This is a genomic window from Pedobacter sp. BS3 (assembly GCF_008274585.1).
In the GTDB taxonomy this organism is placed as follows: Bacteria; Bacteroidota; Bacteroidia; order Sphingobacteriales; family Sphingobacteriaceae; genus Hufsiella_A.
Genome location: NZ_VTRT01000004.1, coordinates 134,520 through 150,268 on the forward strand (window position 1 = coordinate 134,520; position 15,749 = coordinate 150,268).

Sequence of the window (15,749 nt, forward strand, 5' to 3'; positions counted from 1 at the left end):
CGTCATCCCGAGGCATAGCTGAGGGATCTCCGTCAGAAGTGCTTAGGAAAGAGATTTTGCTTCGCAGCTACTTCGTGGTCTCCTCCTAAGGTCGTCGAAATGACGGTGCTTCCTGACTTTTTAGACATCCTCATTAATTTTAAGTAAATCCATTTTGATACATGCGTAAATTTCAGATTATCAGCTTTATTTTCGTTTTAACAATACAAACGCTTTTTGCCCAGCAAAGCCGGCGGTTAATACATAATTGGCAATTCCTCAGGCAGGATCTGGGCGGTATTTGGGAGGCAGTGCGTCCTGTTGGATCGGGAAACCCGGAAAGTGTTCCGCTGTGGCAGGATGTTACCTTGCCGCATTGTTTTAATGCTACCGACGCCGTTGATCCCGATGTAAATTATTACCAGGGCCCAGGCTGGTATCGTACTGGCTTGACAGTAAATAATCCGTATTCTGGCGGGCGTACCTTACTGCACTTTGAAGGTGCCGGACAAAAAACAGAAGTGTACATCTACACTACCAAAGTAGGATCGCACGTTGGCGGATATGATGAATGGACAGTAGACATTACCGATGCTGTAGAAGCGTTCAAAAAAACGGATGTTTATCAGAAGCAGTTTAAAGGCAAAATTCCCTTATCCATTCGCTGCGATAACTCCCGCGATCTGGAAATGATTCCGTCAGACCTTTCTGATTTTAACCTGTACGGAGGCTTATACCGTTACCTCAACCTGGTGTATGTGCCGTCCTTGTCGTTTGATAAGCTGTTTGTACATGCCGAAACCGATGCTGCGGGGAAAAATGGCAGCTTGTCAGTCAGAGCCCGCTTTTACAATCCGCTGAATGCGAAAAGTGCTCATGTTGCCATTCATGTTATTGACCCAAATGGGAAAACAGTGGCTGTTTCAGAAAATACCCTCGACAATCTTTCGGGAGATATAACACTGAAAAATATCGCAATCAAGAAACCGGCATTGTGGCATCCCGACCACCCGGAATTGTATACCGTTGAAGCCCGTCTTTCTGCTGCATCCGGTGAGGTCACCCAACGGGAGAAAATCGGTTTTCGCAATTTTCAATTTGTGGATTATGGTCCGTTTATGCTGAATGGTAAGCGTTTGCTGCTTCGCGGAACACACCGGCACGAAGACCACGCAGGAGTGGCTGCCGCTATGACCGAAGATATGATACGCACCGAAATGAAGATGATGAAGGAGATGGGCGTTAATTTTATCAGGCTGGCACATTACCAGCAATCGCCCATTGTGCTTAATCTATGCGATAGTTTAGGCATATTAGTTTGGGAAGAAGAACCCTGGTGCCGGGGTGGTTTAGGTGGCGACGTTTACAAAAATCAGGCCCGTAGGATGCTCACCAACATGATAGAGCAGCATTACAACCATCCATCAGTAATTATCTGGGGATTAGGTAATGAGAACGATTGGCCGGGAGATTTTCCGGAATTTGATAAAGAGAAGATACGGACCTTTATGAAAGAGCAGAATGATTTAGCTCACCGGCTTGACCCATCCCGTAAAACGGCCATTCGCCGCTGCGATTTCTGCAAAGATATTGTCGATGTATATTCCCCGTCCATCTGGGCCGGCTGGTATCGCGGCATTTATACCGAATACAAAGAAGTTTCAGAGCAGGAATTTAAAACCGTAAAGCACTTTCTGCACGTGGAGTGGGGCGGTGACAGTCATGCCCGCCGCCATTCCGAAAATCCCGATAAGGCATTAATGAATATTAAATCCGGTGACGGGGCAGATGAACGTGCGGGAGATGCCTCTTTATATGGCGGTGCTGCCCGTGTTTCAAAAGATGGCGATTGGAGCGAAAGTTACATCTGCAACCTAATAGACTGGCATTTGAAAGAACAGGAAACCATGCCCTGGCTTACCGGCTCAGCCTACTGGCCGTTTAAAGATTTTTCAACGCCGGTACGTCCCGATAACCCCGTTCCGTATGTAAACCAGAAAGGCGTTATTGAACGCGATTTCACCAAAAAGGAAGCATATTACGTATTCCAGTCATACTGGACAGATAAGCTGATGGCGCACATTTACGGGCATACCTGGCCGGTACGCTGGGGCGATGCCGGTGAAGAGAAATTGATTAAAGTTTACTCCAATTGTACCGAGGCAGAGCTGTTTTTAAACGGCAAAAGTTGTGGGATAAAAAAGCGTAACAGCCAGGATTATCCGGCTGCAGGCTTACGCTGGAACCTGGTGTTTAACCCTGGCGAGAATCACGTAAAAGTTGTAGCTAAAAAAGGCAAAACAGTGGTTCAGGATGAAATAACATTCAGGTATCAAACCGAAAAATGGGGAAAACCGGCTAAAATGACCTTACAGAAAATCGCTGATGAGAACGGCATTGCCACAGTAGAGGTAAAGCTGTTTGATGCCAATGCTGTTCAATGCCTGGATGCCACCAACTGGGTACGGTTCGGTTTGGCCGGAGACGGTAGCTTGATTGATGACCAGGGCACTTCGGATGGCTCACGGAAAGTGCAGTTGTATAATGGACGTGCAATTATCCGTGTAAAAACCAATGGTGGAAGAAGTACAGTGAGTGTGCAGTCGGAAGGTATTCCAACTGCGTTTGTGAATTTGTAATCCAAACAAACTTCATAGGTTTAAAATTATTGCGATGAGTGAAGCCACGGAAGATACCAACAAAACAATGAACAACCTGAAAATTACCCTGCTCAGTATTTTTCTCCTTACGGGATACCGGGCGATGTGCCAGGCAGATGATTCTGCGCTAAAACTTTGGTACACAAAACCGGCCACGGCCTGGGAGGAGGCATTGCCGTTGGGTAACGGTAAAACCGGTGTTATGGTGTTTGGAGGAATTTCTAAAGAGAGGTTCCAGCTAAACGATGCGACCCTGTGGTCCGGTTATCCGGCTTCGGGGAATAACCCCGATGGCCCGGTTGTTTTGCCGCAGGTAAGGCAGGCTGTAGCCGATGGCGATTATGACAAGGCCGCCATATTATGGAAGAAGATGCAGGGGCCTTATTCCGCACGTTACCTGCCTTTAGGCGATTTGTGGCTGTCATTTCATCTTCCCGATACAACCGTTACGTCCTACTACCGCGATTTAAACCTGAACAATGCGCTTGCTACGGTAAGGTATACAGCGAACGGCATTACCTATACCCGTGAAACGTTTATCAGCTATCCCGGTAAGGTAATGGCTATACGTATCACGGCCAGTAAAAAAGAAGCATTGAATTTTACCATCGGTTTAACCAGCAAGCTACACTTTACTACCTCAGCTGTCGGAAACGATTACCTGGTATTGAAAGGTAAAGCGCCCAAATTCGTAGCCAACCGCGACTACGAGCCTTTCCAGGTAGTATACGATAAAGACAATGGCGAAGGCATGAACTTTCAAATTCACGTTAAGGTTAAAACCGAGGGCGGGAGTATGCAGGCTGCCGATAGTACGCTAAACATACAAAATGCCAGTGCCGTTACACTTTACCTGGCCGAAGCCACCAGCTTTAACGGGTTTGATAAGTCTCCCGGTTTTCAGGGGAAAGACCCGGCCCTTGAAGCAAAAGCCAATTTGAATCAGGCTGTCGCGAAATCTTTTGAACAACTAAAAACCGGTCACGTTACCGATTACCAGAAGTTATTTAAGCGGGTGATCTTTAAGCTCGATGCCGATAAGCAGGCGATGAATCTGCCGGTTAATGAGCGCTTGTTAAGGTTCAAAGAGCATCCTTCCGATCACCAGTTACAGGTATTGTATTACCAGTTCGGGCGTTACCTGATGATTGCCAGTTCGCGTCCCGGTTCGCGGCCTACCAATTTGCAGGGCATCTGGAATGACCATGTACAGCCGCCCTGGGGTAGTAATTATACGACCAATATCAATACCGAAATGAATTACTGGCCGGCCGAAAATACCAACCTTTCAGAATGCCATCAGCCTTTGTTTGACTTTATGAAAGAGCTGGCAGTGAACGGAGCTAAGACAGCAAAAGTAAATTACAACATCAGCGAAGGCTGGGTGGTACACCATAACTCTGATCTGTGGGCTAAAACTTCGCCTCCCGGAGGTTACGATTGGGATCCTAAGGGAAGTCCAAAATGGTCGGCCTGGCCTATGGCTGGTGCCTGGCTTAGTACCCATTTGTGGGAGCATTACCGTTTTACGGGAGATACAGCATTTCTGAAAAACGAAGCCTACCCGCTCATGAAAGGTGCTGCACAGTTTATGCTGCACTGGCTGGTGAACGATTCTAAAAGCGGGTATCTGGTAACCAATCCCTCTACATCGCCGGAAAATACCATAAAAATTAAGGGTAAAGAATACCAGCTTAGTATGGCTACCACGATGGATATGGCTATTATCCGTGAGCTGTTTAACGATTGTATAGCGGCTGCTAAAGTATTAAATAATGATACTGATTTTAGCGGGCAACTGGCAAAGGCCAAAAGCAGGTTATACCCCTATCATATCGGCCGGTACGGACAAATACAGGAATGGTACCAGGATTGGGATGATCCCAAAGATACGCACCGGCACATTTCACAGCTTTTCGGACTTTATCCCGGTACACAGATTTCGGTATTTAATACGCCGGAGCTGGCCGCCGCGGCTAAACAAACGCTGATACATCGCGGCGATGTCAGCACAGGCTGGTCTATGGCCTGGAAAATAAACTGGTGGGCACGTATGCAGGATGGGAATCATGCTTATAAGATATTGAGCGCCGCATTTAATTATGTCGATCCGCACCAAACGCATGGCAATATGAGCGGGGGAGGTACCTATCCCAATTTGTTTGATGCTCACCCGCCGTTCCAGATTGACGGTAACTTCGGCGGGACAGCCGGTATCACGGAAATGTTGCTGCAAAGCCATGAGGGTGAGTTAAACCTGCTGCCGGCCCTGCCGGATGCCTGGTCAAACGGCTCTATTGCCGGCATTAAGGCACGGGGGAATTTTACGGTGGACATCGCCTGGGCAAAAGGAAAGCTGGTAAAAGCAAAAATTTATTCCGCTAACGGAGGCGATTGCCGGTTAAGAACAGCTATTCCGGTAAAAGTCAAAGAAGTTAGCACACTTCAACGCGATGCAGGTGCGCTTAACGCAGCTGTTGAAGTTCCGCCGTATCAAAAAAATCCATCGGCAAAGCTCCTGCAACTGGATGTCCGCAAAGGTTATGTCATTGATTTTAAAACCGAAAAAGGAAAGTCGTATACCATTGTTCCGCTATAATCTTAGGCTCACTTAGGCTCATCCGGATTTGCAATCCGGATGCCAATAACTGCGGATTTGTAATCCGCTTAAAAAATTAAATGAGCGCCATGAGTAACTTGATATATCAATTATTGTATACTTCGGCCAAGCTTCGTGAATACACGAAGCTTCCCTTATACCGGTTCGTGAGGACACGAACCGGGGCGTTGGCTCATCCGGATTTGCAATCCGGATGCCAATAATTGCGGATTTGCAATCCGCTTAAAAAATGAAACAAGCGCTTATGAGAAAATTGCAGCTTCATATATCGATTATTGTATTCCTGCTTGCCCAGGCTTTAAGCGGTTGGGCACAGCCCATAAACTGGACGGAAGTTGCTCCGGGTATATGGAAAGGCGTTGTTGGAACGCCCGAAACATTCAACCTGCTAACCGCTTCGGGCGCAAAGCCCAATGTCGAAGCGTTGAAGAAGCTTGGCGAAGCGGCCTTCCCATTGCCGCAAAACGATATCGCGGCCCAGGTAACCGATGGAAAAACGTATGTACGTTTCCCCCTCGAAAAAAATGAGCAATTGTTTGGTTTTGGCCTGAATTTCCAGACCGTATACCAACGTGGCAAGGTGCTGGAGCTGCATGTAGACCATTACGGCGGTAAAGATAATGGGCGCACCCATGCACCGGTTCCGTTTTATGTATCGTCAAACGGGTATGGCGTATTTATAAATGCTGCACGGTATATCAAAGTTTGGGCCGGTACGGGAGTCCGCAAAGACAGCCCGAACTTTCCGGAGCCTAAAGACCGTACAACAGATAAAAGCTGGAAATCAAGGCCGTATTCGGATGCGGTTGAAATGCTGATACCCGCAGCAGGTACAGAAATTTATGTATTCGCGGGCCCCAAGCCTCTGGATGCGGTGAGGCGGTACAATTTATTTAATGGCGGAGGCTGTCTTCCCCCGCGTTGGGGATTGGGTTTTGTACAGCGTATGATGACCCGTTATACTGCGGCGGACGTTGAAAATGAAGTAAACGCATTTGCCGAAAAAGGTTATCCGCTGGATGTGGTAGGTCTTGAGCCGGGCTGGCAAAGCAAGGCTTACCCCGGTACCTTTCAATGGGATACTACCCGCTTTCCACAGCCGGCTGCGTTTATAGGCAACCTGCTTAAAAAAGGCATCCGCTTAAACCTATGGATAAACCCATACATTTCGCCTGACGCACCGTTTTATAAAGAAATCCGTCCGTTTACGGCCTCGCATACCGTTTGGTTAGGCTTAGTGCCCGATTTTACCATGCCGCAAGCCCGGAAACCTTTTTTCTCGCAATTGCAGAAAGACCAGGTAAACATCGGCGTAAGCGGTTATAAAATAGACGAGGTAGACGGTTACGATTATTACTTGTGGCCCGATGTTGCCATGTTTCCGTCCGGAAACAGCGCCGAGCAGATGCGGCAAACTTATGGCTTGCTGTTGCAACGCTACAGCACAGAGATGATCAGGCAACGTAACCAGCGGACGTACGGCCTGGTTCGGGCATCCAATGGCGGCGGCACCTCGTTTCCCTATGTAATCTACAACGATTACTATAACCACGAGGACTTCATCACCGCCTTAATTAACAGCGGCTTCTGCGGCGTATTGTGGACTCCTGAAGTACGTGCATCCAAAACCGGCGAAGAATGGTTGCGCCGCATCCAGTCGAACGTATTTTCGCCCATGGCCATGATTAATGCCTGGTCAAGCGGCACCAAACCCTGGACATATCCCGAAGTAGAAAAACAGGTAAAAGCCTTCGCCTTGCTGCGGATGCGGATGATGCCCTATTGGTACAGCGAGTTTGCGAAATATCATTTCGAAGGTACGCCGCCATTCCGGGCGATGAATCTGGAAGACGGGTTTATGCAGCGTCCGCAGTCGGAAACATCCGGGAAGGTAAACCTGGAAGAGAACCCGTATGCCGAAGCCGCCACTAAAGAAATTAAAGACCAGTACATGGCCGGCGAATACCTGCTTGTTGCCCCGATGTTTGCCGGGCAAACCAGCCGGAAGGTCGTTCTCCCCAAAGGGAAATGGTATGATTTTTATACCGGGGCCTTTGCCGGCGACGGTGAAGTAATAACTGTTACGCCGGGTTTGGATAGAATACCGGTTTTTGTGAAAGATGGCGGTATTATTCCCATGATGCCCCCTGTATTGCATGCACCTAAAGCCGGGCAAAAAGTGGATATAGAAATTCGCTATTACGGCGAAAAACCGGGCGTATACCGTTTATACGATGATGACGGTGAAACGTTCGATTATGAAAAAGGGCAATACAACTGGCGTGAAGTTAAGGTACGGCGGATTGGAAATGCCATACAGGGAAGCATATCTCCGGCCGTAGGCGGCAAGCCCAATACCATTGGTAAAGTTACATGGACATTAATGACAAAGTAAGATGAAGTATTTTTTTGCAATTATAAGTTTGATGGTTTTCGCCGGAGGTTTAAATCCGGTCGATGCAAAATCGTATGAGCCGAAAGTAGCCGGTGTATTGCGTAAACAGATATTGGAAGAAGCAGCCTGGGCCTTAATGCAGCAGCCGGTTACCGTAACAGCACAAACATCGCCACGGAGTGCCGGCGGCAAGCACGATTTCTTTTCGGAAGGCGATTACTGGTGGCCCGACCCGCAGAACCCTTCAGGGCCTTATATCCAGAAAGACGGGATGACCAATCCGGATAATTTTGTAGCTCACCGGCAGGCCATGATTCGTTTCAGCCGGATTATCGGAGCGCTGGCATCGGCCTACAAGCTTACCGGCGATAAAAAGTATGCTCTCCATGCTTTGGTGCATTTAAAAGCCTGGTTTATTAACCCCGAAACCCTGATGAATCCCAACCTGGCCTTTGCCCAGGCCATACAGGGAAGGTTTACTGGTCGCGGAATCGGTATTATTGACACCATTCAGCTGATGGAAGTGGCGCAGGGTGTGCTGGTAATGCAGGCAGCTTTCAATACATCCGATTTAAACGGCATAAAAAAATGGTTTGCCGATTATCTCACCTGGCTTACCACGCATCCCTACGGAAAGGATGAGATGAATGCCAAAAACAATCACGGCACGTGCTGGGTAATGCAGGTTGCCGCTTTCGCGAAGCTGACCGCTAATAAAGCATTGCTCGATTTTTGTCGTGAAAGATATAAAACCGTGCTGTTGCCTGATCAAATGGCGGCGGACGGAAGCTTTCCTTTAGAGCTTGCCCGTACCAAGCCTTACGGCTATTCCATATTTAACCTGGACGCTATGGCGACGATTTGTCAAATACTTTCAGATAAGCAGGAAAACCTGTGGAATTATACAACCACGGATGGCAAAACCATAAAAAAAGGTATTGAATTTCTTTATCCATACATTGCCGATAAAAGCAAATGGCCGTTTAAGCACGATGTGATGTACTGGGAAAACTGGCCTGTGGCACAGCCATCGCTGGTGTTTGGCGCTAATGCCTTTCATAACGGGCAATGGTTTAAAACCTGGGCAAGGTTGGATCATGATCCTCAGGTAGAAGAAGTTATCCGGAATTTACCGGTAAGGCATCCGCTGATATGGTTTTATTAGTGCTCATTCGGATTTGTAATCCGGATGGTAATAACAGCGGATTTATAATCCGCATAAAAAATCTTCAATGAAAAATACAATACGGCTTTTAGTTTTAGTATTACTGCTGAGTTCGGGATTTACCTGCTTTGCCCAGGTAAAAGGCGATGAAGATGCTGAAATGTTTAACAAGGCCAAAGTTCGTGATCAAAAAGCAATTGATGAGGCAGAGGATGGTTGGTGGACAGCATCGATGAAAACTCATGATGAGCGCATCCAGTGGTGGCGTGAAGCCCGTTTCGGGATGTTTATTCACTGGGGCGTTTATTCATTGCCGGCCGGCGAATGGAAGGGCAAAAAGGTAAACGGTTATGCTGAACACCTGATGCGGAAAGAAAAGATATCCCGTGAGGAATACCTGAGCCTGGCGCATCAATTTGATCCGGTGAAATTTAATGCTGACGAATGGGTGAAGGAAGCCAAAAAAGCAGGGATGCGGTATCTGATCATTACAGCTAAACATCACGATGGCTTTGCGATGTATAATTCTTCGGTATCTGATTTTAATGTGGTTAAGCAAACCGCCTGGCACCATGACCCGATGGTGGATTTATCGGCAGCCTGCAAAAAATACGGTATCAAATTTGGCTTTTATTATTCGCATGCGTTTGACTGGGAGCATCCCGATGCGCCGGGAAATGATTGGGAATACAAAAATCCGGGCGGCGATTTGGGTTTATACGGTGGCACAAACTGGTATGATGTTCACCCGGAATTGTTAGCTAAAGCACAGCGTTACGTCGACCAAAAGGCCATCCCCCAGATCAGGGAACTGCTAACCCGGTATCATCCTGATATTTTATGGTTTGATACCCCGCAAAAATTGCCGCTGTCCGAAAATATCCGCATTCTGAAAGCCATTCGTGAAACTGATCCTAACGTGGTGGTTAACGGACGTTTGGTGCGAAGCGCCACGGCAAATTTTGGCGATTATAAGAATACGGCCGATCGTCCGGCAGAATTTTACCCGGTTAAAGGCGACTGGGAAGCCATTCCTACCACCAACGAATCGTATGGCTATTCAAAATATGATAATTCGCATAAGCCGGCCTCGTTCTTCATTCAACTGCTTGCCAAATCGGTGGCGAAAGGCGGTAACCTGCTCCTAAATATCGGCCCGAAAGGCGATGGTGAATTTGATTCGAAAGATACCCGTATATTAGATAGTATCGGGCTGTGGATGAGCAAAAACAGCAGCAGTATTTATGGTGCTGGAAAATCGCCCTTACCGTTACAAAATTGGGGAGTAACCACGCTGAAGGGTAATAAATTATACCTGCATATATTTAACTGGCCGGTCGATGGTAAATTGTATGTCGGCGGATTAAAGACAGTGATATCAAAAGCCTATTTACTGGAAGATGAAAAGAAAAAGCCGCTTATACTGAGCCGCTCGGGGGAAATAGACTGGCAGATCACGGTGCCCAAACAAGCGCCCGACCAGATAAATACCGTTATTGTCGCCAAACTGCAGGCTCCCGTCCAAACAGATTCACTGCTGTATGTTGCGCCCAATGTTCCGGTAACCCGTTTGCTGGCATTTGACGCCCAACTGAGCAAAGGTTTTAAATTTGGTGACGGTAAAGCCAGCCGTTATTATGTTGAAAATTGGCAAAATACCGGTCAAACCGTTCAGTGGCATTTCAGGACAATCCAGCCACAACGATTTAAGGTGATGATAAAATACCTTGCGGGAGGCGATGCCGGAGGAACATATCGCTTAAGCTTAGGTGATTTAAAAGCCAGTAAAGTTGTATCGCAAACACATAATGGCAGTGCGATCATAACAGATCCGGTTGGCCGGGTATCGCTCAAAGCGGGAGTACATACCCTGCTCATCAAACCTGAGCAGATTACGGGAAAAGAGTTAATGAAATTGCTGGAAGTTCAGTTAATTCCGGTTAACGGCGCTAGGGCTGACTAAAAAGTTCTCGTCATCCCGAAACGTAGCTGAGGGATCTCCGCCAGAAGTGCTTAGGAAGAAGATTTTGCTTCGCAGCTACTTCGTGGTCTCCTCCTAAGGTCGTCGAAATGACGCTGCTTTTTGACTTTTTGGTCGGCCACGTAATAACCCGTGGATCCGCTTGAATAAATTAAAATTATATTTACGCTCATCAGGATAATAATAACAGTGGATTTGAACTAAATTAGAAAATTAAAACAAACACATATATGAACACCAAAATCGCTTATATCAGCATTATTTTATTCTTTTCCGGGTTCGTTTCCTTTGCTCAGAAGATCAACATCAAAAAGGCTTTTGAGCATGCCGAAAAACAAACTTCGCTGATGCTGCAGGAAATTGAGCAAGTAAAAAAGAGTGCTAAAACCGGACTGGTATCGCCACGTACCCTGGAAAATGGCGAATTAAAGCTGGTGGCTTCCAAAGACTGGACCAGTGGATTTTTCCCCGGCGAATTGTGGTATTTGTATGAATATAACCAGCAAACAAAATGGCTGGATGAGGCTAAAAAATTTACGGCCAATATTGAAAAAGAAAAAACCAACGGAACCACGCATGATATGGGCTTTAAGGTGTACTGCAGTGTGGGCAATGGCTATCGTTTAACGCACGATGCGCATTACCGGGATGTGCTTATTCAATCGGCAAAAACATTATCTACGCGTTTTAATCCAAAGACGGGAGTGATACGCTCCTGGGATCACAATCGTGATAAATGGGTGAACCCGGTTATCATTGATAACATGATGAATCTGGAACTGCTGTTTGAAGCCACTAAGCTCACCGGAGATTCTTCGTTTTACCGGATAGCGGTAAGTCACGCCAATACAACCATGAAGAATCATTTCCGGGCCGATTACAGCTCGTACCATGTGGTAGATTATGACCCGCAAACCGGTGCAGTATTGAAGAGAGGAACTCATCAGGGCTATAGCGATGAATCGGCCTGGGCACGCGGACAAGCCTGGGCGTTATACGGTTACACCATGTGCTACCGGTACACTAAAGATCCGGCTTATCTTAGCCAGGCGGAGCATGTAGCCAACTTTATCCTGAACCATCCCAATATGCCTGCTGATCTGGTACCTTATTATGATTTTAATGCTCCCGGTATTCCGGATGAACCGCGTGATGCTTCTGCAGCGGCCGTCATAGCATCCGGTTTATACGAGCTGAGTGCATACAGTAAACAGGGTAAATTTTTTAGCGGGAAAGCTGATAAAATGCTATATTCTCTTACGACTAAATACACAGCTCCGGCTGGGTCAGCTAAGGGATTTATATTGCTACATAGTACAGGTTCTAAACCTGGTAATTCTGAAATTGATGTTCCGTTAAGCTACGCCGATTATTATTACCTGGAAGCGTTACTGCGGAAAAAGAACCTGCAGAAATAAGATTGAAGCCGCATTGCCGGTTATGAAGTGCGCTGGAGCGAAGCTCCGCCTTCGTTCAGATATGTTTAACCTCCAGGTTTTTACAATTTCAACGCAATCAACGTCCGGAGTGCTGTTGGTGTTAAACCTCTTTTCCGTCAGCCCCGGCGTTACAAACGCCGGATAATGATGCACTCGTTATTGTAAACGAGCGCAATTGTGCCTTACAGGTAAAAAGCACTAATCCATTCTTCATTCTCCATTGTCCATTCTCCCTTGTCCACTGTCCACTATCCATTCTCCATTCTCCCTTGTCAGTTGTCCACTGTCCATTCTCCACTGTCCATTCTCCACTGTCCATTCTCCACTGTCCATTCTCCACTGTCCACTATCCATTCTCCATTGTCCATTCTCCACTGTCCACTAATCCATTGTCCATTGTCAGTTGTCCACTGTCAGTTGTCCACTGTCCCTTGCTCACCGACCATTTACGTTAAAATAACTTATCGATATACCAAATAGGTAAAATTTTCGGCCTTTTTATTTGCTGATCTTTAGGTACTTATTAACCATTTAAATTAAACGCACAATGAAAAAACTGTTACTTCTATTAAGCGTGGTTGTGTGCTGGAAAGCCTCAACGGCGCAGGCAACCTTCAGTGAAGATTTTGAAAGTTATACTACCAATGCCGCCCTGGACGGGCAGGGCAATTGGGTGACAAATCCTAAGTATACAGGGGCAGCATCAATCAAAGTAGATGCTCCGGGACTTACGGGAACCCGGGCTGTATACATAAACCCTGGTGGCAGTGCTGGCGATGGTCCAGTAATACCATTCAATAATAGCAGTCTGAATTTGGCTAAAAATGGGACAGGAACAATCTACGTCTCTTTTTTAGTAAAGTTCAACGCGTTGCCTGGAAACGCCAACGGCAGTTATTTCTTTTATTTGGCCGATTTTACTGCTGATCCACTTAATACTGATGGTAGAGGCAGGATATATGTAAAACCTGATCCTAATCCTACGAATAAATTTGCCTTTGGGGCAATTGCAAGTAGTAATGAAGTGGCTGATATAACGTTTACTTCGTACAGTTATGAGGTTGGAAAAACTTATCTGATTATTGAAAAATATGAAAAGGGATCTTCAGCCAGTGTAGCAGATAAAGTAAGTTTATGGATTTATGGTGCGAATGACACCCAAAGCAGTTCAGAATCAACTCCTACTGTTTCTAACGCAACCGAAGCTAAAATTACTAAAAAAGATATTCAAGGTGTAGGATTCAGAACGATGGAGAGTTCGTATAATATTATTGTTGATGATATTAAGGCGGATCAGGATTGGAGCTTTGTACGGACTCCTGTTCCCCTGCCCGTTAAGCTAACCTCATTTACTGCAACACCGCAAAATAATGCCGTAAAGCTGAGCTGGACAACCGCTTCTGAGCAAAATAATTCGCACTTTGATGTGTTGCGGTGGACAGATGATGGCAGCACTGAGGTGATTGCAACCATACCCGGTAATGGTACAACAAACAGCATATCACAATACAGCTTTACCGATGCGAATCCGCTGCCCGGAACCAATTATTACCAGCTGCAACAGGTAGATTTTAACGGCCGGTCAGAAAAATCGGAGGTTGCTTACGCGAAAATAGCATTTAGACAAACTGCACTTAATATATTCGCTTCCGGTCAGGATACAAAAGCTACGGTTTATTCAAATTCAGCTGATAAAGCTACTTTATATGTTTACACAACCGCTGGCTTACGAATTATTACGCAACCAGTTGTGTTGCAAAGGGGCTATAATACCATACCATTAAACGCATCGCTTAGTAACGGGGTGTATGTGGCAACGCTGGTATCCGGAACAGAAAAAATAAGCACCAAATTTATTTCGCAATAAAACCATATACGTTCAATTTATAGATAAAGATGAAGACAACAAACTGTTCCATGCTACTATCGCTTGCATTTGCAACGCTTATATCATTTAGTGCGTGTAAAAAAGGCGGAGGCTCAAACAATACTAACCCTGATCCAACGCCTGACCCTCCGGTAGATAAGCCGGTCTGTACATCCTGCAAAAGTATTTCTTCGGCAGCAGAGCTTTCTGCACTAACCTTGCAGGCGGGCGATACGGTTATGATGAAATCCGGTACCTGGACTGACCAGCGGTTGGTGTTTAAAGGTACGGGTACAGCGCAAAAGCCTATTGTATTGATTGCAGAAAAAGCCGGAAAAGTTAACCTGAAAGGAGCTTCATCGTTATCAATAGACGGTCAGTGGCTGGTAGCCGATGGATTGAGCTTTAGTAATGGCAACTTAGGAGTTTCAAAGCTGAACGTAGTTGATTTTACATCGGCTTCACGCAACTGCCGGTTAACCAACACGTCTATTGTAGATTATAACCCGACAGATCCTACCATTGACTATCGTTGGGTATCTGTTAACGGGAAAAATAACCGGGTAGACCACTGCTACCTGAAAGGTAAGCAACACCAGGGGCCTACTATGGTAATATGGGGCATGAGCAGCGCCATATCGCACCGGATAGATCATAACTATTTTGGCTCCAGACCCGATCTGGGCAATAATGGCGGTGAATCGATCCGCGTAGGTACAAGCGATTATTATCTTAGTGAGGCCCTGGTGGTGGTTGAAGAGAATGTTTTTGAGCACTGCAACGGTGAAACGGAGATCATTTCCAATAAGATGAGTAAGGATACTATCCGCAATAATTTCTTTTTTGAAAGCCGGGGTTCGTTAAGCCTGCGTCATGGCAATGGATCATCCGTATATGGTAATTACATCATCGGTAATAACGTAAGCAGTGTGGGAGGAATACGTATCGTGGGAGAGAGTCACATGGTGTATAATAATTATATCCAGGGCGTGGCATCTACCGGGCAAACCTGTGCCATTGCCGTTCTGGATGGCGTTCCAAATTCGCCGGCAAGCGGATATTTCCAGGTTAAAAATGCCAAAATAGTAGGCAATACGATGGTAGCTTGCGCCCAGGGCTTTGATATCGGGGCTGGTAAAGGTGGCAATGACCGTACTGTTCCGCCGGCCGACTGTGTTATTGCCAATAACCTGGTTTCGTCAAGAAGCGGTATTGCCATCGCCTATACAGATCCGCCGCAAAATTTTACGTATCAGGGAAATATTGCCTATGGCATGGGTAATGGGCAAACATTGGCCCTGCCGCAGGGTATACAGCAAACAGATCCCAAAATGACGCTGGTTAGCGAATTTAATACGTACGTACCCGGCGCAAATAGTCCCGCTATAGGTGGGTTCCAGGGAAGCTATTCCTTTTTTCAATCGGCAAATATCGGTGCAAATCCATTGGATGACCTGCATAAATCGTTGCTGAAAATCCAGGGAATTGGCCCTTCATGGATGACCTTTCCGGCGTTGGTTATTAAAAATTAAGGAATAATCAATCGAATAAAGAAAGGAGGAGAGTGTCTAAAAAGCTAAAAACACCGTCAATTTTGATTCCCAAGTCCGGGTTATCAGCAATATTACCGCGAAAAAGCAGTT

At 46.3% G+C, this 15,749-nt stretch carries 9 protein-coding genes; 8 read left to right on the top strand and 1 reads right to left on the bottom strand.

Translation table 11 applies throughout. From position 1 onward, the window contains the following. Window positions 1-161: 161 nt before the first annotated feature. The 6 genes from FW774_RS12405 (at window position 162) to FW774_RS12430 (ending at window position 12,218) form a co-directional block, all read left to right on the top strand. Window positions 162-2,618 carry a glycoside hydrolase family 2 TIM barrel-domain containing protein gene (locus FW774_RS12405; RefSeq protein ID WP_149348524.1) on the top strand — a complete coding sequence of 819 codons (2,457 nt, stop codon included), beginning with the start codon at window positions 162-164 and terminating at the stop codon, window positions 2,616-2,618. A gap of 34 nt (window positions 2,619-2,652) precedes the next feature. Beyond that, window positions 2,653-5,238 carry a glycosyl hydrolase family 95 catalytic domain-containing protein gene (locus FW774_RS12410; protein WP_242457812.1) on the top strand — a complete coding sequence of 862 codons (2,586 nt, stop codon included), beginning with the start codon at window positions 2,653-2,655 and terminating at the stop codon, window positions 5,236-5,238. A gap of 250 nt (window positions 5,239-5,488) precedes the next feature. Then, window positions 5,489-7,654 (top strand): TIM-barrel domain-containing protein, encoded by a 2,166-nt coding sequence (locus FW774_RS12415; RefSeq protein WP_242457813.1) that lies wholly within the window; start codon window positions 5,489-5,491, stop codon window positions 7,652-7,654. A gap of 1 nt (window position 7,655) precedes the next feature. Continuing rightward, a complete protein-coding gene (locus FW774_RS12420; RefSeq protein ID WP_149348525.1) occupies window positions 7,656-8,819 on the top strand; it encodes an alginate lyase family protein in 1,164 nt (387 codons plus the stop codon). A gap of 67 nt (window positions 8,820-8,886) precedes the next feature. Beyond that, window positions 8,887-10,782: an alpha-L-fucosidase gene (locus tag FW774_RS12425; protein ID WP_149348526.1), complete on the top strand. Its 1,896-nt coding sequence runs from the start codon at window positions 8,887-8,889 to the stop codon at window positions 10,780-10,782. 248 nt (window positions 10,783-11,030) lie between these two features. Beyond that, window positions 11,031-12,218 carry a glycoside hydrolase family 88 protein gene (locus FW774_RS12430; protein WP_149348527.1) on the top strand — a complete coding sequence of 396 codons (1,188 nt, stop codon included), beginning with the start codon at window positions 11,031-11,033 and terminating at the stop codon, window positions 12,216-12,218. Window positions 12,219-12,339: 121 nt separating this feature from the next. Here the strand turns inward: FW774_RS12430 and FW774_RS20430 are convergent, their stop codons facing one another. Continuing rightward, the gene (locus FW774_RS20430) at window positions 12,340-12,558 is read right to left on the bottom strand and encodes a hypothetical protein (protein ID WP_187774901.1); all 219 of its coding nucleotides are present in this window, start codon (window positions 12,556-12,558) and stop codon (window positions 12,340-12,342) included. A 228-nt stretch (window positions 12,559-12,786) separates the two neighbouring features. Here FW774_RS20430 and FW774_RS12435 point away from each other — a divergent pair, with 228 nt between their 5' ends. Both FW774_RS12435 and FW774_RS12440 read left to right on the top strand, forming a co-directional pair. Further along, on the top strand, window positions 12,787-14,106 hold the full coding sequence (locus FW774_RS12435; protein ID WP_149348528.1) for a T9SS type A sorting domain-containing protein: 1,320 nt from the start codon (window positions 12,787-12,789) through the stop codon (window positions 14,104-14,106). Between the two features lie 29 nt (window positions 14,107-14,135). Then, window positions 14,136-15,638 carry a polysaccharide lyase 6 family protein gene (locus FW774_RS12440; RefSeq protein WP_149348529.1) on the top strand — a complete coding sequence of 501 codons (1,503 nt, stop codon included), beginning with the start codon at window positions 14,136-14,138 and terminating at the stop codon, window positions 15,636-15,638. The last annotated feature ends 111 nt before the right edge of the window (window positions 15,639-15,749 follow it).